Annotated in this window: 23 protein-coding genes; 9 read left to right on the top strand and 14 right to left on the bottom strand. The window is 59.7% G+C overall.

Translation table 11 applies throughout. The features are described from left to right. Positions 1-153 precede the first annotated feature (153 nt). From ACOYW2_RS27170 to ACOYW2_RS27150, 5 genes are all read right to left on the bottom strand, one after another. Positions 154-624, bottom strand: coding sequence for a thiolase family protein (locus ACOYW2_RS27170; RefSeq protein WP_482768604.1), 471 nt, complete (start codon positions 622-624; stop codon positions 154-156). A gap of 40 nt (positions 625-664) precedes the next feature. Beyond that, positions 665-1,330 carry a thiolase family protein gene (locus ACOYW2_RS27165; protein ID WP_482768603.1) on the bottom strand — a complete coding sequence of 222 codons (666 nt, stop codon included), beginning with the start codon at positions 1,328-1,330 and terminating at the stop codon, positions 665-667. 151 nt (positions 1,331-1,481) lie between these two features. After that, the gene (locus ACOYW2_RS27160) at positions 1,482-1,913 is read right to left on the bottom strand and encodes a hypothetical protein (RefSeq protein WP_482768602.1); all 432 of its coding nucleotides are present in this window, start codon (positions 1,911-1,913) and stop codon (positions 1,482-1,484) included. A 208-nt stretch (positions 1,914-2,121) separates the two neighbouring features. After that, a complete protein-coding gene (locus tag ACOYW2_RS27155) occupies positions 2,122-3,051 on the bottom strand; it encodes a Clp protease/crotonase-like domain-containing protein (RefSeq protein ID WP_482420767.1) in 930 nt (309 codons plus the stop codon). Further along, complete coding sequence (locus ACOYW2_RS27150) at positions 2,987-3,880, bottom strand: 3-hydroxyacyl-CoA dehydrogenase family protein (RefSeq protein WP_482768601.1); 894 nt, start codon at positions 3,878-3,880, stop codon at positions 2,987-2,989. The genes ACOYW2_RS27155 and ACOYW2_RS27150 overlap by 65 nt, the downstream gene beginning before the upstream one ends. A 1,098-nt stretch (positions 3,881-4,978) precedes the next feature. On the opposite strand from ACOYW2_RS27150, the gene ACOYW2_RS27145 reads away from it, so the two are divergent. The 6 genes from ACOYW2_RS27145 to ACOYW2_RS27120 all read left to right on the top strand — a co-directional run bounded on the left by ACOYW2_RS27145 (position 4,979) and on the right by ACOYW2_RS27120 (position 9,934). Continuing rightward, positions 4,979-5,410 carry a hypothetical protein gene (locus ACOYW2_RS27145; RefSeq protein WP_482768600.1) on the top strand — a complete coding sequence of 144 codons (432 nt, stop codon included), beginning with the start codon at positions 4,979-4,981 and terminating at the stop codon, positions 5,408-5,410. Between the two features lie 40 nt (positions 5,411-5,450). Beyond that, positions 5,451-6,173 (top strand): acyltransferase, encoded by a 723-nt coding sequence (locus tag ACOYW2_RS27140; RefSeq protein ID WP_482420764.1) that lies wholly within the window; start codon positions 5,451-5,453, stop codon positions 6,171-6,173. A gap of 192 nt (positions 6,174-6,365) precedes the next feature. After that, positions 6,366-6,761: a hypothetical protein gene (locus tag ACOYW2_RS27135; protein ID WP_482414340.1), complete on the top strand. Its 396-nt coding sequence runs from the start codon at positions 6,366-6,368 to the stop codon at positions 6,759-6,761. An 18-nt stretch (positions 6,762-6,779) separates the two neighbouring features. Further along, entirely contained in the window at positions 6,780-7,673 is an 894-nt protein-coding gene (locus ACOYW2_RS27130) for a DUF1848 family protein (RefSeq protein WP_482768599.1), read from the top strand. 68 nt (positions 7,674-7,741) lie between these two features. Continuing rightward, on the top strand, positions 7,742-8,758 hold the full coding sequence (gene dusB, locus ACOYW2_RS27125; protein WP_482768598.1) for a tRNA dihydrouridine synthase DusB: 1,017 nt from the start codon (positions 7,742-7,744) through the stop codon (positions 8,756-8,758). Positions 8,759-9,196: 438 nt separating this feature from the next. Next, positions 9,197-9,934, top strand: coding sequence for a hypothetical protein (locus ACOYW2_RS27120; protein WP_482414337.1), 738 nt, complete (start codon positions 9,197-9,199; stop codon positions 9,932-9,934). 101 nt (positions 9,935-10,035) lie between these two features. Here ACOYW2_RS27120 and ACOYW2_RS27115 read toward each other — a convergent pair whose 3' ends face one another. The 5 genes from ACOYW2_RS27115 to hisI all read right to left on the bottom strand — a co-directional run bounded on the left by ACOYW2_RS27115 (position 10,036) and on the right by hisI (position 13,639). Next, entirely contained in the window at positions 10,036-10,335 is a 300-nt protein-coding gene (locus ACOYW2_RS27115; RefSeq protein ID WP_482768597.1) for an HNH endonuclease, read from the bottom strand. 2 nt (positions 10,336-10,337) lie between these two features. Further along, positions 10,338-11,237: a GTPase Era gene (era, locus tag ACOYW2_RS27110; RefSeq protein WP_482414336.1), complete on the bottom strand. Its 900-nt coding sequence runs from the start codon at positions 11,235-11,237 to the stop codon at positions 10,338-10,340. Between the two features lie 12 nt (positions 11,238-11,249). Then, on the bottom strand, positions 11,250-11,864 hold the full coding sequence (gene yihA / locus ACOYW2_RS27105) for a ribosome biogenesis GTP-binding protein YihA/YsxC (protein WP_482768596.1): 615 nt from the start codon (positions 11,862-11,864) through the stop codon (positions 11,250-11,252). Positions 11,865-12,108: 244 nt separating this feature from the next. Further along, positions 12,109-12,990: an ATP phosphoribosyltransferase gene (gene hisG, locus ACOYW2_RS27100; protein WP_482768595.1), complete on the bottom strand. Its 882-nt coding sequence runs from the start codon at positions 12,988-12,990 to the stop codon at positions 12,109-12,111. A gap of 184 nt (positions 12,991-13,174) precedes the next feature. Beyond that, positions 13,175-13,639 (bottom strand): phosphoribosyl-AMP cyclohydrolase, encoded by a 465-nt coding sequence (gene hisI / locus ACOYW2_RS27095; protein ID WP_482768594.1) that lies wholly within the window; start codon positions 13,637-13,639, stop codon positions 13,175-13,177. A 314-nt stretch (positions 13,640-13,953) separates the two neighbouring features. On the opposite strand from hisI, the gene ACOYW2_RS27090 reads away from it, so the two are divergent. After that, a complete protein-coding gene (locus ACOYW2_RS27090; RefSeq protein WP_482768593.1) occupies positions 13,954-16,419 on the top strand; it encodes a penicillin-binding protein 1A in 2,466 nt (821 codons plus the stop codon). Here the strand turns inward: ACOYW2_RS27090 and ACOYW2_RS27085 are convergent. Next, positions 16,403-16,894, bottom strand: a complete 492-nt coding sequence (locus ACOYW2_RS27085) for a 2-thiouracil desulfurase family protein (protein WP_482768592.1) — start codon at positions 16,892-16,894, stop codon at positions 16,403-16,405. The genes ACOYW2_RS27090 and ACOYW2_RS27085 overlap by 17 nt on opposite strands. Positions 16,895-16,969: 75 nt before the next feature. Here ACOYW2_RS27085 and ACOYW2_RS27080 point away from each other — a divergent pair, with 75 nt between their 5' ends. After that, positions 16,970-18,142, top strand: coding sequence for a cation:proton antiporter (locus ACOYW2_RS27080; RefSeq protein WP_482768591.1), 1,173 nt, complete (start codon positions 16,970-16,972; stop codon positions 18,140-18,142). Beyond that, the gene (locus tag ACOYW2_RS27075) at positions 18,139-19,494 is read left to right on the top strand and encodes a cation:proton antiporter (RefSeq protein WP_482768590.1); all 1,356 of its coding nucleotides are present in this window, start codon (positions 18,139-18,141) and stop codon (positions 19,492-19,494) included. Before ACOYW2_RS27080 ends, ACOYW2_RS27075 begins: the two co-directional genes overlap by 4 nt. A gap of 191 nt (positions 19,495-19,685) precedes the next feature. Here ACOYW2_RS27075 and ACOYW2_RS27070 read toward each other — a convergent pair whose 3' ends face one another. The 3 genes from ACOYW2_RS27070 to ACOYW2_RS27060 form a co-directional block, all read right to left on the bottom strand. Continuing rightward, on the bottom strand, positions 19,686-20,021 hold the full coding sequence (locus tag ACOYW2_RS27070) for a hypothetical protein (RefSeq protein ID WP_180138870.1): 336 nt from the start codon (positions 20,019-20,021) through the stop codon (positions 19,686-19,688). A gap of 2 nt (positions 20,022-20,023) precedes the next feature. After that, on the bottom strand, positions 20,024-20,512 hold the full coding sequence (locus tag ACOYW2_RS27065; protein WP_482414328.1) for a PTS sugar transporter subunit IIA: 489 nt from the start codon (positions 20,510-20,512) through the stop codon (positions 20,024-20,026). Positions 20,513-20,644: 132 nt separating this feature from the next. Further along, positions 20,645-22,069 carry a transferase gene (locus ACOYW2_RS27060; protein WP_482768589.1) on the bottom strand — a complete coding sequence of 475 codons (1,425 nt, stop codon included), beginning with the start codon at positions 22,067-22,069 and terminating at the stop codon, positions 20,645-20,647. Positions 22,070-22,149: the final 80 nt, after the last annotated feature.

The raw sequence follows: 22,149 nt of genomic DNA, 5'->3' as shown, positions 1-22,149 counted from the left end.
AGAAAAATCGAGGGCAGGCTGTACCCCCACGCCCGCGGGTAAAAGCCCGCCACACGCCATACCTTAAATCAGATAAAAAAAAGGGCCGCCTCGCACAAGCGAGACGGCCCTTATAACTTGCAATCAACGGATCTCCCTGAAGGGAGGCATCAATTAGAAGCCTTCAACCCTTTCGAAGATGGCGCATGCGCCCATACCGCCGCCGATACACATGGAGACGATACCGTACTTGCCACCGGTACGCTCCAGGTTGGCAATGAGGGTAGCGGTGAGCTTGGCACCGGTACAACCCAGGGGGTGACCCAGGGCGATGGCGCCGCCGTTGAGGTTGATCTTGGACTCGTCGAGGCCCAGCTCTTTGATGCAATGCAGGGACTGGGTAGCAAAAGCTTCGTTAAGCTCGATGACGTCGATGTCTTCAACCTTGAGGCCAGCTTTTTTCAGAGCCTTGGGAATGGCGTACTTGGGACCAACACCCATTTCGTCGGACTTGCAACCGGCTACGGCGTAAGTCACGAGCTTTGCAAGGGGCTTGAGGCCGAGACGCTCGCATGCTTCCTTGCTGGCAAGGAGGGTAGCGGCAGCGCCGTCAGTGGTCTGGGAAGAGTTGGCTGCGGTAGCCACGCCACCGGCTTTGAAGGGGGAGTTCAGTCGAGCGATCCCTTCAACGGTGAGTAGGCGCGAACGCCGTCGTTTCGACCATGAAGGTCTCTTTCTTGAAGGTACCGTCAGCCTGCTCAACAAATTTGTATGCGGGAACGGGTACGATCTCGGTGAAGTAGCCTTTCTCCTGAGCTTCAACCGCCTTGTTTACGGAGCGAACTGCGAACTCATCGCACTCCTGACGGGTGATGCCGTAACGGTCAGCCACGTTCTCAGCGGTTACACCCATGGAGATGTAAGCCTCGGGCTTGACTGCGGAGAATTCAGGGTGAGGGCGGGGAGTGTGACCACCCATGGGAACGTAGGTCATGGACTCAAGACCGGCACCCATGGTGAGATCAGACCAACCGGCCTGGATACGAAGGGAGGCCAGGGCGATGGCTTCGATGCCGGAAGCACAGAAGCGGTTCACGGTGGCACCGGACACTTCGTCGGGGAAGCCAGCCATCTGGGCTGCGACACGGGCAACGTTAAGGCCCTGCTCACCTTCGGGGAAGGCGCAACCGCACATAACGTCGTCGATCTCGAGGGGATCAACCCCTGCTTTTTCGACACAAGACTTCATGATAAAGGAGAGGAGGTCCTCAGGACGGGTCTCCTTGAACTGACCCCTCTTATTCTTACAACCAGGCGTTCTCACTGACTGGACGATGTATGCATCTCTCATGTTCTATTCCTCCATTTTCCTGATGCCCTCTTTTCCTGCATCCGCCGGAGTGAGGCACAGGGCGGGCGACCCGCCCTGTGCGTCACGGCGTGATGCATGTACTCTTCACAGGCATCGAAATTGAACGTAAGGCTATTGGCCAACCCGGCTATTAGTTACGGAGAGGTTTGCCGGTTTTCAGCATGTGCGCGATACGGGCAACGCTCTTCTCTTCCTTGAGGAAGTCGATGAAGGCTTCACGCTCGAGCTTGAGAATGGCTTCTTCGCTCACTTCGGTGCCGGACTTCACGTCGCCGCCTGCGATAACGTAGGCGATACGCTTGGCCAGCATGGCGTCATGCTCTGACAGGAACCCACCGTTGAGCATGTTGAAGATCTCTGCGTTGACCATGCCGTAACCTTCGCGGCCGATAACGCGGACTTTCTTCTTCATGGGGGGTGCGTACCCGTCTTCCACCATACGCAGGACCTCTTTCTTGGCTTCGCCGATGAGGAGATCGCGGTTCATGACGATGCGGTCCTTGGTGGGGGAGAGGTGACCGTTTGCAACGGCGCCTGCAGCACTCATGGAGACAGCCGCCATGGCGATCTTCATGAAGGTGGGGATGAAGAGCTTGGCAAGGTCGGTGTCTTTGTCGGTACCTGCGGGAAGAGAGGTGATGTACTTCTTCCAGAGGTTAAGGCAACCGCCGCCTGCGGGCAGGAGGCCAACACGGAGCAGGATCTGTACAGCTCGGAGTGGGCAACGATCTTGTCAGCAGAGACGCACACTTCGCAACCGCCGCCAAGGGTCATGCCGTAGGGGGCAGCCACAACGGGGAAGGGAGAAACCACGGCCGGCAGAGCATACCCATCTGGCCTTTCTCGAGGAAGGCGTCGAGCTCGTCGTAAGCCTTGTCTTCTGCTTTCTTGAGAACGAAGGCGAGGTCTGCACCGGCGGAGAACGCACCGGGCATGCCACCGGCCTGGTTACCGATAACAAGGCCTACACCGTGCTCATCTACGTAATCCAGGGCGCCGCCCATGAAGTCGATGATTTCGCCGTTGAGGGCGTTCATCTTGGTGGTGAACTCGAGGCAGTAAACGCCGTCACCGATGTCAACGAGAGAAGCAGAGGGGCAAGAGAGAGCCACTTTGCCGTCGGCCTTGGCAGCAGCCAGGGACAGAGCGGAAGCTGACAGGGGTACGTCTACGTAAGCAGCCTTGTCGAAATCGTAGTACTGGGGAATACCCTTTTCTACGCGGTAGAAGCTCTCAACGCCTGCGTCGAGCATGGCTTTTACTTTGGCGGAGACGGGGAGCCCTTCGGCTTCCATCTTCTCAACGGACTTGCGTACGCCGATGGCATCCCAGGCTTCGAAGGGACCTACATCCCAGCCGTAGCCCCACTTCATGGCGTTGTCGATCTCAACCAGGGAGTCGGCAATCTCGGGAATGCGGTTGCCACAGTAAGTCATGGCGTTGGCGGTGCACTTCCAGACAAACTTGGCGCCTTTGTCGTCGCCGTACACGATGGCCTGCATCTTCTCTGCGGGGGTAGCGGCCTTTTTGGCAGCGTCCAGGCAGGGGAAAGAGGGCTTCTCGATGTCGATGTACTCGCCGGTGGCGGGGTCAAGCTGCTTCTTGAAGCGCTTGCCGTTCTCGTCACGGCCTTTCTTATAGAAGCCTTCCTTGGTCCAGCTTGTTGTCGGCGAGCATCTTCTTAACGAAGTCGGGGACAACAACGGTGTCGCGCATTTCGTCGTCGGGGCAGAGCTCGTAGGAGTTGTCGGCGACGTGAACCATGGTGTCGAGACCTACCATGTCGGCGGTGCCGAAGATGGCGGTACGGGGACGACCCATTGCGGGACCGAGCAGTGCGTCGGCTTCGGCCATGGTGATGTCGTCTTCAACAACGGCCTGGAGTACGCGGCCGATGCCCTGGATACCGATACGGTTACCGATGAAGTTGGGGGTATCCTTGGCCCAGACAATCCCTTTACCAAGGTATACTTCGCCGAAGTTGGCGATGAAGTCGAGGACTTCCTGCTTGGTCTCCGCTCCGGGGATGAGCTCCAGAAGGTGCATGTAGCGGACGGGGTTGAAGAAGTGAGTGCCGAGGAAGTGCTCTTTGAAACCTGCAGAGAGGCCGTCAGAGATCTTGGCAAGGGGAATACCGGAGGTGTTGGAGCTGATGATGGCATCGGCTTTTCTCACCTTGTCGATACGAGCGAAGAGTTCCTGCTTGATCTTCAGGTTCTCTACAACCACTTCGCAGATCCAGTCGCAATCGGCGAGCTTGTCGAAGTCGTCGGTCAGGTTGCCGGTCTCGATGAGAGCAGCGTCCTTCTTGGTCATGAACAGAGACGGCTTGGCAGCCAGAGTGGCTTTCAGACCGTTGTCTACCATGCGGTTACGTGCCGCAGGGTCGTTCTTTTCCTCATCGGTGAGGTCAAAGGGGACGATGTCCAAAAGGAGCACCTTCACGCCTGCAGCAGCCAAGAGAGCTGCGATGCCGCCGCCCATGATCCCGGACCCGATCACTGCAGCTTTTCTGATTTTTCTACTCATAATTCCCTCCTGTGCATAATAAATTACAATCACGCCATGAAATGAATGATCGTTCAATTTATATATTGACAGTGAATGTTGTAACAGACCGATTATTTGTATGTCAAGAGAAAACAAGTCTCTTTCAATTGCCTCTTATCAGGACATGCATAGGCCTTAATATATGGTCTTTTACAAGTTTTTTTCTCCCTTTTAATCGCTTCGGCACATACTTTGTATACATACCATTTAAGTCAATGATACCAGGTGAATGAAACATCATTCAACAACCGCTTCCCGGACAAAGAAACCCCGGGTAACCCTCCCACTTCAATCCGGATATCCAAGTTCCCCCTTGATTCCGACACCCCCTTCTGCTAAACATCATCGGTATATTTTACCAATCGGTACAACACCCTGATCTGCGGGACCCGGACCCGACCGGAACCCCTTTGCAGAGCAGATGAGCTGGGAAAGTGAGGTGGCGTTCATGGAGTTTAAAAGATTGGACAAGGACAGGGTGGCGACCCTGGATCTGGAATCGGTGGCAGCCTCGTGGTTGCAACCAACTCCCCTCGGGCGAGATTCCCTGGAGCGACGGAGACAAGACCGACCCCTGGGATCACGTGGAATCGGCCATGGGCCTGTCCGTGGGCGGCCACATCGCTGAGGCGCGCAAGGCCTTTGCCTGGCTGGCCGCAATGCAGCTGGACGACGGAAGCTGGTATGCTTCCTATAAGAAAGGTGTGCCCGAGGACCAAACCCACGACTCCAACATGAGCAGCTATGTGGCCGTGGGGGTTTACCACCATTTCCTTATTACAAAGGACCGTCAGTTCCTCGCCGATTACTGGCCCACCCTGAAACGGGGCCTCGACTTTGCCCTCTCCCTGCAGGCCCCCGGCGGTGAGATCCACTGGGCAACCAGCCCGGACGGGGAAGTGGACCCCATGGCCCTGCTTACGGGCTCCAGCTCCATTTTCATGAGCCTCAAGTGCGGGCTGGCCATCGCCCGCGAGCTGGGCCACGACATGCCCAATTGGTCCGAAGGGCTCCGCCGCGTGCGGGAAGCCATCCGCACCGGCCGACGCTACCAAAGTCACCAAGTCCCGCTTCTCCATGGACTGGTTCTACCCCATCCTCTCCGGCGCCCTCACCGGGGCCGAGGCCCAGAAGCGGCTGGACAAATACTGGAAAAAATTCGTCGTGGAGGGCCAGGGGGTGCGGTGCGTCTCCGACGAGCCCTGGGTTACCGTTGCCGAGACCGCCGAGTTCATCCTCGCCCTGTCCGCCATGGGCCACAGGGACAAGGCCGAGATCATCTTTGACTGGATCAAGGACTCCCGGTTTGACGACGGCTCCTACTGGTGCGGCTACACCTTCCCGGACATGGTAATCTGGCCCGAAGAGAAGCTTTCGTGGACCAACGGTGTGATGCTCATGGCGGCCGACGCCCTTTTTGACCTGACCCCGGCCGGGCGGCTCTTCTCCCATGACTTCTGGGCATCCCACGAGGCCCTGGCAGGCGAGAGCCTTGCCGAATGCCTGTAACCGAATAGAATCAACCCCACACTGCGCCGGGACGTTTGACGTGAAAAAAGACCACAGACCCTATTGGCTGAAACGCCTCTACATCCTGTTTCAGAAATACTATGCAAACCGATACATCCGCCCCCAGCTCGACTTCATGGGCCGGGGCGGCGCCTATATGAAACCCTGGCACCTGGAACTCTTTGGCGGCCCCGTCCGCATCGGCTCCTACCCCACGGTCATCGCCGCACCGGACCGAAAGGTGCGCCTCACCGTCTGGTCCGCCGACCCCGACGTCAAAGGCATCACCATCGGCGACTACTGCCTGGTCTGTCCGGGGGTACGCATCCTCGCCGCCTCGGAGATCACCATCGGCGAGAGCTGCATGATCGCCAGCGGCGCCTACATCACCGACTCGGACTGGCACGGGATCTACGACCGCAGCCTGCCCATCGGCAAGACCTGCCCTGTGGTTCTGGAAGAGAACGTCTGGGTGGGGGACAGCGCCATCATCTGCAAAGGGGTGCGCGTGGGAAAAAACAGCATCATCGGCGCCGGAGCCGTGGTGGCCTCGGATATCCCGGCAAACGCCATCGCCGTGGGCAACCCGGCACGTGTCGTCAAGTACCTCGACCCCGACACCAAGCTTCGTACCCGGGGCGAATGGCTCTCAAATCCCGGCCAGCTGGCCCGGGAATTCGATATCATCGATCGGGATCAACTCCGCGGGAACTCCGTGATCGGATGGGTGCGAGCCCTTCTCTTTCCCCGCCCCGGGGACTGAAAAGCAGGCCTCGGACGGCCGGTGTCCCGCACCGAACAAGGCTGTTGTTCCCGACGCGGTATCCCATGAATACCAAAGCGCATCTTTTCGATTTCCAATTTGACGAAAAAGGTGCATAATGCAATTTCGCAAAAAAGGGGCTTTTGCCTTTTTTTCATTGTAAAACACCCGGTTGGAAGCAAGGAGCGTGACATGTCCGGTAGCATGACGTTCGAAAAGGACATCGTACTGATCTATTACGAAGACACCCCCCTGGCCTTCGCTCGTATTGAGGAGATCTGGGAAGATGACAAACCCGATTGGTTCCACGTCAAGCTGCTCTTTCTGCAGATTCCCGTGCACTCGGCGACCTGGATCCTGAAGGGGGCGTACATCGATGGGGACGAATTCACCATGGGCGGCAAGCGCATGCGCCTCGAAAAAGTCGTCTGCCCCGAAGTGGACCAGGACGAGGAGTGGGACGACGAGCCCCTGACCGAGATGCAGGAAGTGCCCGCGATGGAGGAACACCTCGCCGTCAACGACGCCGAGCCGTCACCGCAACAGCCCGATGCCAAAGTGATTCAGTTCCCCTTCGGGAACAAGTAGCCCCTTTCGGAAAGGTGGATGGCAACACGCAGTTCCAAACGACACGTCCTCTCCGTTTCCCGGCGCAGCGATATCCCGGCCCACTACCTGGACTGGTTTATGGACTCCGTCGCAGCCGGAGAGGCCCTCGTTGATCACCCCTATACCGGTGAAACCCGGCGGGTTGCCCTCACCCCGGAGAGCGTTCATACCCTTGTGTTCTGGACAAAGGACATCGGCCCCTTCCTGAAAAGGGGCTGCGATGACAGCCTCCGGAAAAAAGGGTTCCACCTCTACTTCAACCTCACCGTCAACAGCACGGACAGACTTCTGGAGCCCGGCGTCCCCCCCCTGGACCGCCGCCTGGAGGCCATGGCCGAGCTCTGCCGTCGCGTGGGCCCGGATGCCGTGGCCTGGCGCTTTGACCCCATCTGCCACTACCGGGACGCAACCGGTACCCCCTGCGACAACCTCCACGATTTTTCCCGCATCGCAAAGGCGGCCCGCGACGCCGGGATCCGCCGCTGCATCACCAGCTTCGCGGATCTCTACCCCAAAGTGGTTCGCCGCTGCCGGGCCGCGGGAATCGAGTTGACGGATCCTCCCATCCATGAGAAAGTAGCCGTCGCTTTGCGCCTGAACCGGGAGCTGCAAGCCCTCGACATCGATCTGTTTACCTGCTGTGAAAACGCGCTCCAGGACGCCCTGCCCTTCGGCAGCGGCATCACGCCGTCCGCATGCATCCCCGGGCCGCTCCTGGCCGGGCTCTACGGGGGCGATCTCTCCCTTGCACGGGACTCGGGCCAGAGAAAAGAGGCCGGGTGCCGGTGCACCCAAAGCAAAGATATCGGCTCCTACACACGGCACCCCTGCCCCACGGGCTGCCTGTACTGCTACGCCAGTTCCGCGAAGGCTCCTGCCCCCAAGGCTTAAGGGACGGCGCATTCGCCCGCAAAAAACAAACGCCCGGGCAGGGTACGCCCGAACCATAGAGACGAGAGATGACACGTTTTACCATTGGAAACATCAAGCTGGACAGCCCCACGGTGATGGCCCCCCTGGCCGGCATCACCAACCTCCCCTTCCGCCTCATGGCCAAAGAGATGGGGGCCGGCCTCGTGGTCTCGGAGATGGTGAGCGCCAACGGCCTCATCTACGCATCGGAAAAGACCTACCGCCTCATGGACAGCCGCCCCGAAGAAAAGCCCCTGTCCATCCAGCTTTTCGGATCGGACCCGGCCATGATGGCCGAGGCGGCCCGAAAAGTGGAGGCCGCAGGGGCCGAGATGATCGACATCAACTGCGGCTGCTCCGTCAAAAAGGTCCTCAAGACCGGCTCGGGCTCGGCCCTCATGGGCGAACCCGCCCTGGCCAGAGAGATCTTCAAGGCTGTCAGGGACGCCATCACCATCCCCCTCACCGTCAAGATGCGCTCCGGCTGGGACGCCTCCGGGGACGACGCCCTGCTTTTGGCACGGTTTGCCGAAGAGGCGGGCGTCGATGCCGTGGCTGTCCACCCGCGCACCGCAAAGCAGGGCTTTCGCGGTCATTCGGACTGGTCCGTCATCAAGCGGGTCAAGGAGGCCATGGGCATCCCTGTCATCGGCAACGGCGACATCCTCACCCCGGAGGACGCCCTTCGCATGTTCGAAACCACCGGCTGCGACGCGGTGATGATCGGACGGGCCGCCATCGGCGATCCGGCCCTGTTCAAACGCATCAACGCCCTGTTATCCGGGGATATCGTAAAACCGTCACTGGTTGACCACTTCGCCATGATGGAGCGATACTTCACCGACACCCTCGACTACTTTACCGATGAATTTATCGCCTGCAAGACCATGCGAAGCCGCCTGGGATGGTTTGTCAAAGGCCTGCCCGGATGCAGCAGTTTCAGGAAAAGGGCCGTTACCCTGTCAACGCGGGAAGAAGGGCTCTCCCTCATCCGTTCCTATAAGGAGAAACTCTGCCACGGCGAGATGCATGAAAAGGTGGTAGCCACCGGACTCTTCGATTAACAACAGCCCCGTTTAACGGGGCTGTTCGCGATTTACCTCTTCATTTTCTCCCTTCTTTTTTCTAATATACCTTATCAAAACGTACCCTCTGCGAATACTCATCACTTCCTAATAATCGCCTAAAAAACGATTCCGTTTGACACCATGAGAAATATCTGTTACCAAAAAAAATCCGCATAAAAAGAGAATTGTCGCCCCAGAAGGGACGGCAAACGTTCCCGGACGACATGCCCATCCCATGGTGAGTTTGCCGATAAAGGAATGATTTATCACCGCAATTTTTATGACGGCGCCACCCCGGAGCCACCCGATGCCTGCCTTGATCGCACGCCGGGCGACCCCGCATCGGTAACACATATTTCGCCGATTCACATGACGCCGAGCAACATCTTTTGCCATAGGAGTTGCGCACCATCACCAGGCACAGGAGTATTTTTCATGAGCGATTTTCTCCAATCCATTCGCAACCAGTCCAAAGACAAGCGATACCAGCACAACCACCAGTCACGCCGTCCCTACGATCACAACAACGGCGGTCACTCCAATCACCACCACAACCAGCAGAACCATCACAACAACCAGCAGCAGTACCAGAACAATCAGAACAACAGCAACAACTACCACAACCACCATCGCAACAATAACGACAACCAGAACAACTACCACCGGAACAACGACAATCGGCGGTACCACCAGCGGCCCCGCAACGACTACGCCCAGAAGGATGAAAACCTCGGCCTCATCAAAGACCTCCTGGAGACCATGGTGACCCAGCAGAACCAGGCCATGGAGATCCACGAGCGCAGAGCCATCGCCGAAGAGCGCAAAGCCGAGGCCATCGAAGAGATCGCAAGCATCATCAGTTCCCTTGCAGGGGCCGAATTCCCCACCATCGACAAGGTTGTCTCCGGCATCGACGCCGTGGCCCGTGAGTACGAGGACGAGCTGGGCCTTGTGGACGAAGAGCCCATGGACGACCTCCCCGAGCAGGAAGCTGCCCCGGCCGCCGAGATGTCCAAGGACGAAATCATCGGCATGATCCACAAAATGCGAGCCCAGGGCTCCACCTACAACGAAGTGGCCGCCCACCTCACCGAGCTGGGCCTGCCCACCTTCTCCGGTCGCGGCAAATGGCACGCCCAGACCATCCATCGGCTCTGCCAGCAGGAAGGCTAAAGACCTCCGCCCCCAGACAAAAAAAGGCCGGTACCCTGGAGATATCCAGGTACCGGCCTTTTTTATTCGTCTTTACGCCATGGGGAGCGATCCGCGTCGTTTTACACGCTGCTTTTTTTCACACCCTCCAGCCACGCGTCCCACTCCATGGGCAGCAGCTGCTTCTTCTTGGTGTTGCACGTCTTGCAGCAGGGCACCACATTGCCCTTGGTACTCTTTCCGCCCCGGGCCACGGGTACCACATGGTCCATGGTGAGCTCCGCCGGTTTCACCGGCTGCTCGCACCAGTGGCACACGCCCTTGGCGCAGCGGCGCTTCCACCACTGGCTCTGGCGAAGCTCCCGCGCCTTTCGCCGCTCTCGCTTGATGTGCGCTTCATCGGCACCAATAAACCAGTCCATCGCTAAATTCCCAGGCGTCGAATGGCCTTGGTGTCCTTGCACCAGTTCTTCTCCACACGGACAAAGAGCTTAAGGAAAACCTTTTTGCCCACCATCTCTTCGATGGCTTTTCTCGCCTCCTCGCCGATGGCCTTGAGCTTGGTGCCCTTTTTGCCGATGATGATCCCCTTCTGGGAATCACGCTCCACGTGGATGGTTGCCTCCACGTGCACGAGCTTCTTCTCCCGGGTGAAGGTGTCCACGGTAACAGCCGTGGAGTAGGGAATCTCCTGGCCGGTGAGGCGAAAGATCTTTTCCCGGACCATCTCCGCCACAAAGAAACGCTCGGGCAGGTCGGTGATGACGTCTTCGGGGTAGAAGGGAGGGCCCTCGGGCATGATCTTTGCGATCTCCGAGAGCAGGGAATCCACCTGGTCTCCGTGCTTGGCGGACAGAGGGATGATGGCATGAAAGTCGTGGATGCCTCGCCACTTTTCGATGTGGGCAAGCACCTCGGGCTTCTTGATGCGGTCCACCTTGTTGAGGGCCAGGATCACGGGCCGGTTCACCTTCTTGAGCTGGCCCACGAGGTAAGCGTCCGACTCCTCGTCGGGCTCATGGACGTCGGTCATGAAGACCACCACGTCCACGTCGCCCAGGGCGGTGAGGGCCACATCCACCATGCGCACGTTCAGGGCGCGGTTGGACTTGTGCACCCCGGGGGTGTCCACAAAGACAAGCTGCATCTCTTCCCGGTGCACCACGCCAAGGATGCGGTGACGCGTGGTCTGGGGTTTTCGGGAGGTGATGGAGAGCTTTTCCCCCAGCAGCTTGTTCATCAGCGTCGATTTGCCTGCGTTGGGCGCACCCACCAGGGCCACGAAGCCGCTTTTAAATCCGTTGAAATCGTGTGTGTTTTCCATATGGGTGGTCCCTTACTCCTGGTCCATGGGGGCCGAAGGCGGCGCGATCAACTCGGTAATGGCCTGCCAGACCTCGTCTCTGCCGCTTCGCGTCAGGGCGGAAAAAACGATCATCTCGCGGCTCTTCAGCCCCAGCTCCTTGGCAATGCGCGACACATTGCTCTGCCGCTTGTTGTTGGAAAATTTATCGGCCTTGGTCAGCACCACCCGAAAGGGGATGCCGTGGGCCCGGAACCACTCGATGAGGTTGAACTCATCCTCCCGGGGCGACCGCCGGATGTCGATGAGGAGCAGCGCCCCTTTCAGGGAGCGGCGCTCGGCCAGGTAGCGTTCCACCATGGGGCCCCACTCGCGCACCACGCGCTTGGGCGCCTTGGCATACCCGTAACCGGGCAGGTCCACAAAGGTGATCTCATCGTTGATGTCAAAAAAGTTCACCAGCTGGGTCCGCCCGGGGGTGGAGCTGGTCTTCACCAGGCGCTTGCCAACCGCCACCGGGCGCGAGTTCATCAGGGAGGATTTCCCCACGTTGGAGCGGCCTGCAAAGGCGATCTCCGGAAGCCGGAGCTCGGGGTATTGATCCGCCTTCACCGCGCTGGTCACAAACTCGGCTGACAGGATTTTCATGGTCTGTTTCTTTCCCGGCGGCCCGTGCGCAGGTGCATCATGCCGCGGCGTCATAAACCGCAGAGCGTTAAGGCGCCACAGTTTCTGGTATACAACGAAAAGCCCGGGCCATACGGCTCCGGGCGTATATGTCAATCAGGTTCGGAGGACGGGAAACGTCTCTTTCTTCCGAATGGTTTCATACCCTTACCACAACCCCAAGGGCACTTGCCACAAAAAAGAGGCCTTCCGCCGCGGGAAGGGCTTATTTATTGATCACCTTGTTCAAGGGGTACTCAATGATCCCTTCGGCACCTTCCCTGAGGAGCTTGGGGATCAGGTCCCGCACGGTCCCTGAGTCCACCACCGTCTCCACGGAGAGCCAGTCGCTCTGGTAGAGGTGGGCCACGGTGGGAGCGTGGAGGCTGGGCAACAGGCCCACCACGTTTTCCACATCCTCTTTGGAGACGTTCATCTTAAGCCCCACAAGCTTTCCGGCCACCAGAGCCCCTTTCAAGAGCATGGCCATCTCTTCAATCTTCCCCCGCTTGGCAGGATCCGCCCAGGCCGCGCGGTTGGCGATGAGCTGGGTGTTGGTCTGCATAAGCTCGTGGATCACCCGCAGGCCGTGGGCCTTGATGGTGCTCTCCGTCTCCGTGATCTCCACGATGGCATCTGCCAGGCCGGAGACCACCTTGGCCTCGGTGGCGCCCCAGGAGAACTTGACCTTCACGTCGATGCCCTTCTCGGCAAAGAACCGCTTGGTCACTCCCACCAGCTCCGTGGAGACGGTCTTGCCCTGGAGATCTTCCAGGGTTTTAACCGGCGAGTCGTAGGCCACGGCCACCACCCACCGCGCGGGCTTGGCGCTCACCTTGGAGTAGACCAGGTCCGTCACCACGTGGACGTCGGACTGGTACTCGGCGATCCAGTCCCTGCCGGTGAGCCCCACGTCCAGGGTGCCGTTTTCCACATTAAGGGCCATCTCCTGGGCCCGGCAGAGGGCACAGGTCATGGTGTCGTCGTTGATGTCGGGAAAATAGCTTCGCCCGCTCACCGACACGTTCCAACCCGCTTTCTTAAAGAGGGCAAGGGTGGCCTCCTGGAGGCTGCCTTTGGGAAGTCCAAGTTTCAACTGCTCGTTCATACACACTCCATGCATGAAGGCTTCGTCAAACCACCGAAGACTTCGGTCTGTGCCCGGCTCGCGGCAAACGGCCATACACCAACATCAAAGGCCCCCGCCCGGCCGGGCGTTGATCACCAAATCGTGTGGCCGCCTCCGTCTTCTATCCCCATAGAGCATGGGCAGACCACGCCTTTTTTATCTCTTACTTCTTGTACACTTCGTCCGGGTCAAAGAGGGGCTCTCCGGTCACCACGAGCTCTTCCCCTTCCATCTTCCTGAAAAAGCAGCTCTTGTACCCCAGGTGGCAGGCGGCCCCGCCCTTCTGGACCACCTTGAGCAGAACGGTGTCTGCGTCGCAGTCGATGCGGATCTCCTTGACCATCTGCTCGTTGCCGGAGCTCTCGCCCTTGACCCAGAGCTTGCCCCGGGATCGGCTGAAGTAGGTGGCCTTTTTGGTCTCCACCGTGAGCTTAAAGGCCTCTTCGTTCATAAAGGCCACCATGAGAACGTCCCCGCTCTCCCAGTCCTGCACCACGGCCGGGAGAAGACCGTCAAATTTCGTGTAATCCAGTTCCACCATCACCTCGTCTCCTTCCACAGGTATCGTTTTCGCGCCGGGCGGCACACGCCCCCGCACATCACGCTGTTTCACACCAGAATCCGCCACGGATCGCCTCCGTCGGTACGTGCCGTCACCGAAAGGACACCACCAGGGGTCCCGGCCGGTTACACGCCGCAGAGCCCCGGCGTCCGAGCCGGGCATGCTCCTTTGCCTAATCGCTGCCTGCCCCCTTGTCAATTGCTTTTTCATTCCCGCCCCTTGCATCGGGGTCCAATCCTTGATAGTTTTTTTCGATTGTACGACGACATCCCACAACGATCCCATGCCCTCCTCCCCCAGGGAAAGAGAGGCTGTATACAGTGGGGGGACAATGCCATGGCGCCAACACCCCCGATATCATTGCTAACAAAGAGATTGTCATGACCGATACCCCAGATCACCGCGACCCGAACACCACCGACGCTCCCCCCCCTGAACCCACCCCCAGAAAGCGGCGTGTCCTACGCTTTCTGCTGCGAGTTGCGCTCCTGGGGTTCTGTCTCGCCCTGGTTTCCGGTATTTCCATCTACCTCTACTTCAGCGCCGACCTGCCCAAAATCACCCAGCTGAAGGATTACAGGCCCCCCACGGTTACCGTGGTCACCTCGGACGACGGCCGCAAAATCGGGGAATTCTTCCGGGAGCGACGCATTGTCATTCCCCTGTCCGAGATGCCCCCCCAGCTTCTCCAGGCCTTTGTCTCCGCCGAGGATGCCCGCTTTTACAAACACCGGGGCATTGACCTGTTCAGCATCATCCGAGCCTTTACCAAAAACCTCAAGGCCGGTGCCATTGTCCAGGGAGGCAGCACCATCACCCAGCAGGTGACCAAGTCCTTTTTCCTCACCCCGGCCCGGAACTACAAACGAAAGATCAAGGAAGCGATCCTGGCCTACCGGCTGGACAAGAGCTTCAGCAAAAACGAGGTGCTCTACCTCTACCTGAACCAGATCTACCTGGGCCACGGTGCCTACGGGGTGGAGGCCGCCGCGGAAAACTACTTCGGCAAGTCCGCCAAGGACCTGAACCTGGCCGAATGCGCCATCCTTGCAGGACTCCCCCAGGCCCCCAGCCGATACTCCCCCTTCCGCTATAAGGAGAGGGCCAAACAGCGGCAGATCTACGTCCTCAACCGCATGGTGGAGGAGGGCTACATCACCAACATCCAGGCCACCGAGGCCATGGCCACCCACCTGGACATCAAACCCAGGCGAAACTGGTACATCGAAAAGGTCCCCTGCTACACCGAGTACGTCCGACGCTACGTGGAGAAAAAATACGGCGCCGACGCCCTCTACGAAGGGGGCCTCAAAATCCAGACCGCCGTGAACATCGAGATGCAGAAGATCGCCCGGAAATCCGTCACCCAGGGCCTTGAGGCCCTGGACCGTCGCCAGGGTTACCGGGGCCCCCTGGGCCACCTCACACCGGCCGAGGCCGAACAGACCGCCACCGACCTCGCCCGGGAGATGGAGGGCAAGACCATCTCCGACGGCACCATCTTAAAAGGGGTGGTGGAGAAGGTGGACGACAAAAGCGGTGAGGTACTGGTCCGGTGCGGCAACCGACGCGGTGTCCTGCCCCTGGCCAACATGAAATGGGCCAGAAAACCCAACATCCACAGAGGCTACTGGGAAGACCGCATCAAAAATCCCTCGGAGGCCCTCACCCAGGGCGACCTCATCCTTGTCAAAATCGCAGGCAAGTACGACGGCAAGGGCGAATGGGGAACCGAGAACCCCGGCACCGACACCCAGAGCCTCCTCAGCAAGTCGGAGCTCTGGTCCCTGGCCCTCCATCAGGACCCGGCCTCAGAGGCGGCCCTGCTCTCCATTGAGGCAGACACCGGTTACGTCAAGGCCATGATCGGCGGACGTGACTTCCAGAACAGCCAGTTCAACCGAGCCATCCAGTCCAGGCGGCAACCGGGCTCCGCGTTCAAACCCATTGTCTACGCCGCCGCCATCGACAAGGGCTACACCCCGGCCACGGTGATCATCGACTCCCCGGTGGTCTACCTGGATGAAGACCGGGACTTCACCTGGAAGCCCAACAACTACGAGCGCACCTTCCACGGCGCCACCCTGCTGCGGGAAGCCCTCACCAAGTCCATGAACATCATCACCATCAAGGTCTTAAAAGAGATCGGGGTGAACTACGCCATCGACTATTCCAGAAAGCTCGGCATCACCTCCCCCATCAACCAGGACCTCTCCATTGCCCTGGGGTCTTCCGGGGTTTCCCTTTTGGAGCTGGTCCGGGCCTACTCGGTCTTCACCAACCTGGGCTATCTGGTGGAACCCACCTTCATCACCCGCATCGAAGACCGGGACGGAAACGTCCTGGAAGAGGCCGTGCCCATCAAAAACCAGGCCATTGAGCCGTCCACCGCCTACCTCATGACAAGCCTTTTGAAGAGCGTGGTGGAAGAGGGCACGGGCAGGCGCGTGCGCAAGCTCGGACGCCCTGCCGCCGGGAAGACCGGCACCACCAACAACCTCTACGACGCCTGGTTCATGGGCTACACCCCCACCTACGTCACCGGGGTCTGGGTGGGCAACGACAAGAAAGCGCCCCTGGGCAAAAGCGAAACCGGCTCACGGGCCGCCAGCCCCATCTGGCTGAGCTTCATGAAGGGGATCCTCGCCGACAAGCCCGTGAAGGTCTTTGAGGTGCCCGAAGGGGTGGTCTTTGCCAAGATCGACACCGAAACCGGGCTCCTCCCCGGCCCGGACACAAAAAAAACCCTCTTTGAATGCTTCAAAGAGGGCACCGTTCCCACCGAGCAGTCCCAGCCCCTCACCCGGGAGGCGGACCGCGACGAAATTTTTAAAGAGAACCTGTAACGGCAGATTCCAGGGCATCAATCTCGGCCTCGCTGAAGACCCGGATGCCGTGCTGTTCAAGAAGGGCCGCGGTGACGCCGCGGCCCGGGATACGGGTGCCCTGAAAGCGCCCGTCGTAGATGAGGTGGCTCCCGCAGGAGGGGCTTCTCTCCTGGAGCAGAGCAAAGCGGATGCCCTTTTCCAGGCAAAAGGCCAGGGCCTTTCGGGCGCCGTCCACAAAGGCTTCGGTCACATCCTCCCCCTTCTCTGAGACAACGCGGGCCGTGCCGTCCAGCACGGCCTTTCCGCCCCCCTCACCGATGATCTCTGCCGGGTCCCGGGGGGTGACCAGTCCGCCCTCCACCTCCGGGCAGAACAAAACAGCCTTTCCCTCCGCCAGCCACTTTTTGATCCGTTTGTCCACATCCTCCACGGGAATTCCGTTGTACCGAACGTTTTCTCCCGCCAGGCAGGCGCTGATCATCACATGAGGCATGTTTACTTTTCCTTCCATCCTTCTATATAATTGCCCAAACAAAACCATGCCCTTCACCCTGACGCAGGATGAGACATGTCCCTTTTCATCACACTTTCCACGATTCTTTTTCTGGCCCTCATCGGCTACCACCTGGTCTACGGGAGCCCGGGCAGCCGCTTTCACCTTTCGGGGGCTGCCTTTCTCCTGGTGGGATACCTCCTGGGCCCGGACCTGCTTGGAATCCTCGACGAACAAACCGCCACGGAGCTCTACCCCCTGGACGGGCTGGTCACCGGGTGGGTGGGGCTGATGTACGGCCTGCAGCTCGACCTTCCTTTCATGCGGCGTCTCTCCCCGCCGTTTCTGGTGGCCGTCATCCTGGACACCGGCATGACCCTTCTTCTCTTCGTGGCCGTGATCCTGCTCTTTTTCCCCCTGCTGGAGCCGGGACACACCCTCTCCCTGGCCCTGGTGACGGCTGCCACGGCCGCCTGCAGCTCCCAGGCCGCCCTGGTCATGGCCAGCCCGGGCCTGAGACCCACCCGGGCCGTCACCACCCTGATGCGCATTGCAACGGCGGGAAGCCTCCTCAGCCTCGGGGTGTTTGCGGCGGCCTTTTTCTTTTGCGCCCCCAACCCTTTGCCGGACCGGCTCTCCATGTCCATCCAGACCGACCTTCCCATGGTCCTCATGAGCACCGCCGCCCTGGTGGTACTCTACACCCTCTTTTTCTCGGAGCGGCGCCCCAGGGAAGAACTGCTCCTCATTGTCACCGGCATGGTGGTCCTCACGAGCGGGCTGGCGGCAACCCACCATTTTTCCCCTCTGCTGGCCAACGCCATCACCGGTTTTTTCCTCGGAAACACCACCCGGTACAGGGACCGCATTTTATCCATGGTGATCATCCTTGAAAAGCCCCTTTACCTGCTCCTGCTTATTTTACTGGGAGCCCGGGCCGTCACCTTCTCCCAGAGCCTTGTGCTGACGGCGGTCCTTTACCTTCTCCTGCGCTCGTCAGCCAAGCTGGCCGGGGGATGGCTCATCTCTCACCTGCACACCGGCGTGGCCCTGCCCAGGCGCGCTGGCATTGCCTTTATGGAGCAGGGAGGCCTGGCCCTGGCCCTCTGCTTTGACGCCCAGCACGCCTTTCCAGGACCGATCACCCACAACCTTGTCACCGCCATCCTCCTGGCCACCCTGGTCAGTGACCTCTCCGGACGGCTTACCTGGGGCGAGCTGGTCCCCAAAAGGGAGACCACGCCATGACCCCGCGCCCCGCCACCCGCATCGTCCGAAACGCCATCACCCTGGCCATGGCCGTGGCCCTGTGCGCCTGGTCCATGGAGATCCCCATCGACAGCAGCTGGCAGGTGGCAGGCGCCATCAACATCACCCTGGCAGCCACCCTGCTCTGCGGCTTTCTCACCGCCGAACTCCTCGCCCACCTGGGCATCCCCAAAATCACCGGCTACATCCTGGCAGGGGTGGTGGCAGGGCCCCACGTGACTCAGTTCCTCGACGTGGACACCGTGGAAAAGCTCCAGCTCATCAACGAGATCGCCTTAAGCTTCATCGCCCTGCACGCCGGGGCCGCCCTGGACCGCACCCTGCTCTCGGGCCGCAGCCTGGCCCTGGGCCTCAACCTGGCCTTTCAGTGCCTGCTGGTTCCCCTCATCGTCTTCGGCGCCATCATGGTCACCGCCCCCCTCTTTGCCTTCACCGCCCAGATCACCCAGGCCCAGCTCCTGGCCCTGGCCCTTTTGTCGGGCATCATCGCCATCGCCAGGTCCCCCTCGTCAGCCATGGCCATCATCACCGAATGCCGCGCCCGGGGCCCCTTTACCGAAACGGCCCTGGGCATCACCGTGGCCATGGATGTGCTGGTCATCATCCTGTTCACCGCGGCCCTGGCCCTGCTCTCCCCCCTTTTGGACGGAAGCCGCGCCACGGGCTGGCACCAGGCCGGAGTCCTGGTCCTCGAACTGGCAGGCTCCCTTACCATGGGGGCCCTTCTGGGCATGGGCATCAACGCCTTTTACAAGCGGGTGGGAAAAGACCACGCCCTTTTTCTGCTCTTCATCGCCTTTACCGTCACCCGCCTCTCTGTGCTCACAGGGCACCAGCTCAGCGCGTTTACCGCCCTCCACCTCAGCCTGGAACCCCTGTTGATCTGCATCGCCGCAGGCTTTGTGGTACGCAACGCCACCCCCTTCGGCGAAGAACTTGAAGGGGATCTCATGCGCCTCTCCCTGCCCATCTACGTGCTTTTCTTCTCGGTGGCAGGGGCCTCCCTGGACCTTGGCGCCCTGGCCATCTGCTGGCCCCTGGCCCTGGTCCTGGCCACCTCCCGCGCCGCAGGGCTTGCCATCTCCACCCGCCTTGCAGGGCGCATGGCAAACCTCCCCGCACCGGAACGCCGCCTCGCCTGGATGGCACACCTCACCCAGGCAGGGGTGGCCATCGGCCTTACCCAGATCATCGCACGCAAAGACCCGCTCACCGCAAGCTACCTCACCACCCTCACCCTGGCCGTCATCACCATCAACCAGTTCATAGGCCCCGTGGCCTTCAAACGCGCCCTGGTGCTGACCGGAGAAGAGGGAAAAGACCGGCGGTAAAGACTGCCTCCGGCGGCCCTGCCGGGGGCTAAACTTTTAAAAAGTTTAACAAACAGGTCATAAAAAACATTTTTATAGATGTCGTTTTAAATGCGGATGTGATTTGACCCGAGGAACGAGGGGCAAAGCACATCCGCTACCTGCTTTCAAGGTGGCACACCTTGCCGCCGGAGGCATTTTTTAAAAGGGAATCAAACCAGGTTGGAGAGGGGACCGCCTTCGGTCATGGGGGTGACGGTATAAAACCCGCGCTCTTCGCGTCGGCCGGAGATGGTGCGGCCCACGAATTTTTTCAGGCGGCGAAGCAGGGCATCGGTCTCCACGATGGAGAAGATAGCGCGGCTGCGGGTGATGCCGCCCCCTGCCATAAGACGGAAGCCCGCAAACAGGGGCACATGGTGGCTGATGATCTCCAGGGCGTCCGTGGCATCCACCACGGCGCTCATGGTGACGCCCAGGTCCATAAAGCCGGTGATGAGTTCATCGGCGGTCTCTTCGCTCTGCACCACAATCATCATCTGGTACACGGCTACACCTCCCCGCCGTACCAGGCAATCTCCGCATCCTTTTCAATTCGCCGGATGGTCTCCCAGAGGGTCCCGGCATCCGAGGACTGGCGAATGGCCTCGGGAAAGGCCTGCTGCTTGCACAGGCGTGCGGTACGGGCCAGGATCTGAAGGTGCTCCGACGGGTTGGTGGTGGGAATGATCAGGGCCAGGACCACGTCCACGGGCTCATCATCGATGGAGTCAAAGTCCACGGGCCGGGTGAGGCGCAGGAGAAACAGGGTGGTGCGGGTGCACAAAGGCGACGTGGTGTGGGGCAGGGCAATGCCCAGGCCGATGCCGGTGGTGAAGCTCTCTTCACGCTCCCGGAAACCGGACAAAAGGGTCGGGGCATCTGCGGCAAGGCCGGAGGCCGCCGCTTTGTCCGCCAGGAACGCCAGCACGTCGTCCTTGCCGGGCAGGTGAACCCCCACGTAGATATGGTTCACGTCAAGGCATTCTCGAATCTTCATGGCGCCCCCTTTCCCCTAAGTTAATTGGGAGATGCATGGCCAAAGAATACCCAAGGCCGGGCATCATTTCAAGGGGGACAGCGCCCCGTCCCCCTTGAACGGTCCCTGAAAACCAGGGACCGGATTTCTTCCTTAGGGCTGGATATCAATGGTGAAAAAATATCTCTTGCTCGGCCCGTCAGGTAAGGCTGCAGGGTGTTGAAGGAGATCATATGCCCGGCCTGGGCATGGCCCCTCACCTTGCTGACATCCCCGGAGATAAAAGCGCCGTTGGCCTCCAGCATGGTTGATGCGGTGCTCGAAGGTGTACACCAGATCGTATCCGCTGCCGGAGAACGTCAGGTTGCCCAGGGTCACCTCGCCGGTGACCTCGGAGAGGTCGTCCAGGGAGATGCTGTGATTCTTCAGGTCGTCGGCGTTTCGGATATACCCCCAGACCGCATGGCGCTCTGGAATGGTCAGGGGCTCTTCCACGTCGATGATGGTGTGGGGCATCACCATGGAACCGGCGCCGATGGAAACAGGCATGCCGGGCTTGCCGTTGATAAAGGAGTTGAACCCCACAAACACCCGCTCACTTAAATTGGCGTTGATGATCTTGGCGCCATGGGCGGTGACATCGTTCTTCTCCAGCATGGAGTTGATGACGTAGGAGTGCTCCTGGGCGTTGGTGCCCGGCCCCATCCAGGCATTGTCCAAATAGGCCCGCTGGGAGACGAGGACATTTTCATGGATGTGGGTGTCCCCGGCCACGTAGGCGTACCGGTTGAGGGCAGACTTGCTGGAGACAGTCACGGGCGTCGTGCTCACAGCCGAGCTGTAGATATCGCTGTAATCCCCTTTCCGGTCCTCCATGAAGTCCCAGAGCACCCCTTCGGGCTTGCCGCCGGGAACGTTCTTGATGTAGCGGGCCAGCACCTCGGGATCGTAGGTGTACTTGAACTCAAAGGTGCCCCCGTTGATCCAGATGGTGCCGTCGGGGATCTCTTCGTGGTAGAGGTCCGTGGCGCTCTGGACAAAGGCAAAGGTCCCCACCTTGCAGCCGTGCAGAGAGGTCAGGTCCACGGTGGCAAAGGGGGCGATATAGCACCCTTCCACCGGGGCGCCGTGGATGTTGGAGTAAAAGCTGGCGATGGTGTTCCGGATCAGGAACTCTTCCGGGGCTTCGGGGTCGTGGGAGTAGTTGTGGATCAAGGCCTTGATGAGGTAGCTGTCCTTGATGTGGATCTCTTCATCCTTTTCCACGGGAACTTCCGCGCCCTGGAAGAGCATGGTGTCCCCTTTGCGCTTGAGCTCGTCCCCCCGCACATCGGTCTTGTACAGGACGGCGTTGTCCGTAAAGCACTTGCCGAGAAAATAGCTGCCCGCCAGGCTGGAGTTCTTGAAATTGACGTGGAGGGGATGGTGGCTGGTGACGCCGTAAAAGGCGTTGAAGCGAAGCATCTGCTTAAAGGGAACCACATCTTTGGCATAGGGTTCCGCATCAAACGAAAACGTCCGCAGGTTCACGTTGACCCGGGCGATCACGCGATCAATGAGTTTTTCCAACTGTTTCATCTTGTGGTACCTCCTTTTTTCGATTGCCGCCACAGGAAAGGGGGGTTTTGCCCCCATGCCGTCCTTTTGAAAAAAACGGC

It is taken from the genome of Desulfoluna sp. CLI2B (assembly GCF_056847375.1).
Note: the sequence above shows the minus strand (reverse complement) of the source record. Positions and strands in the feature narration are given on the sequence as shown.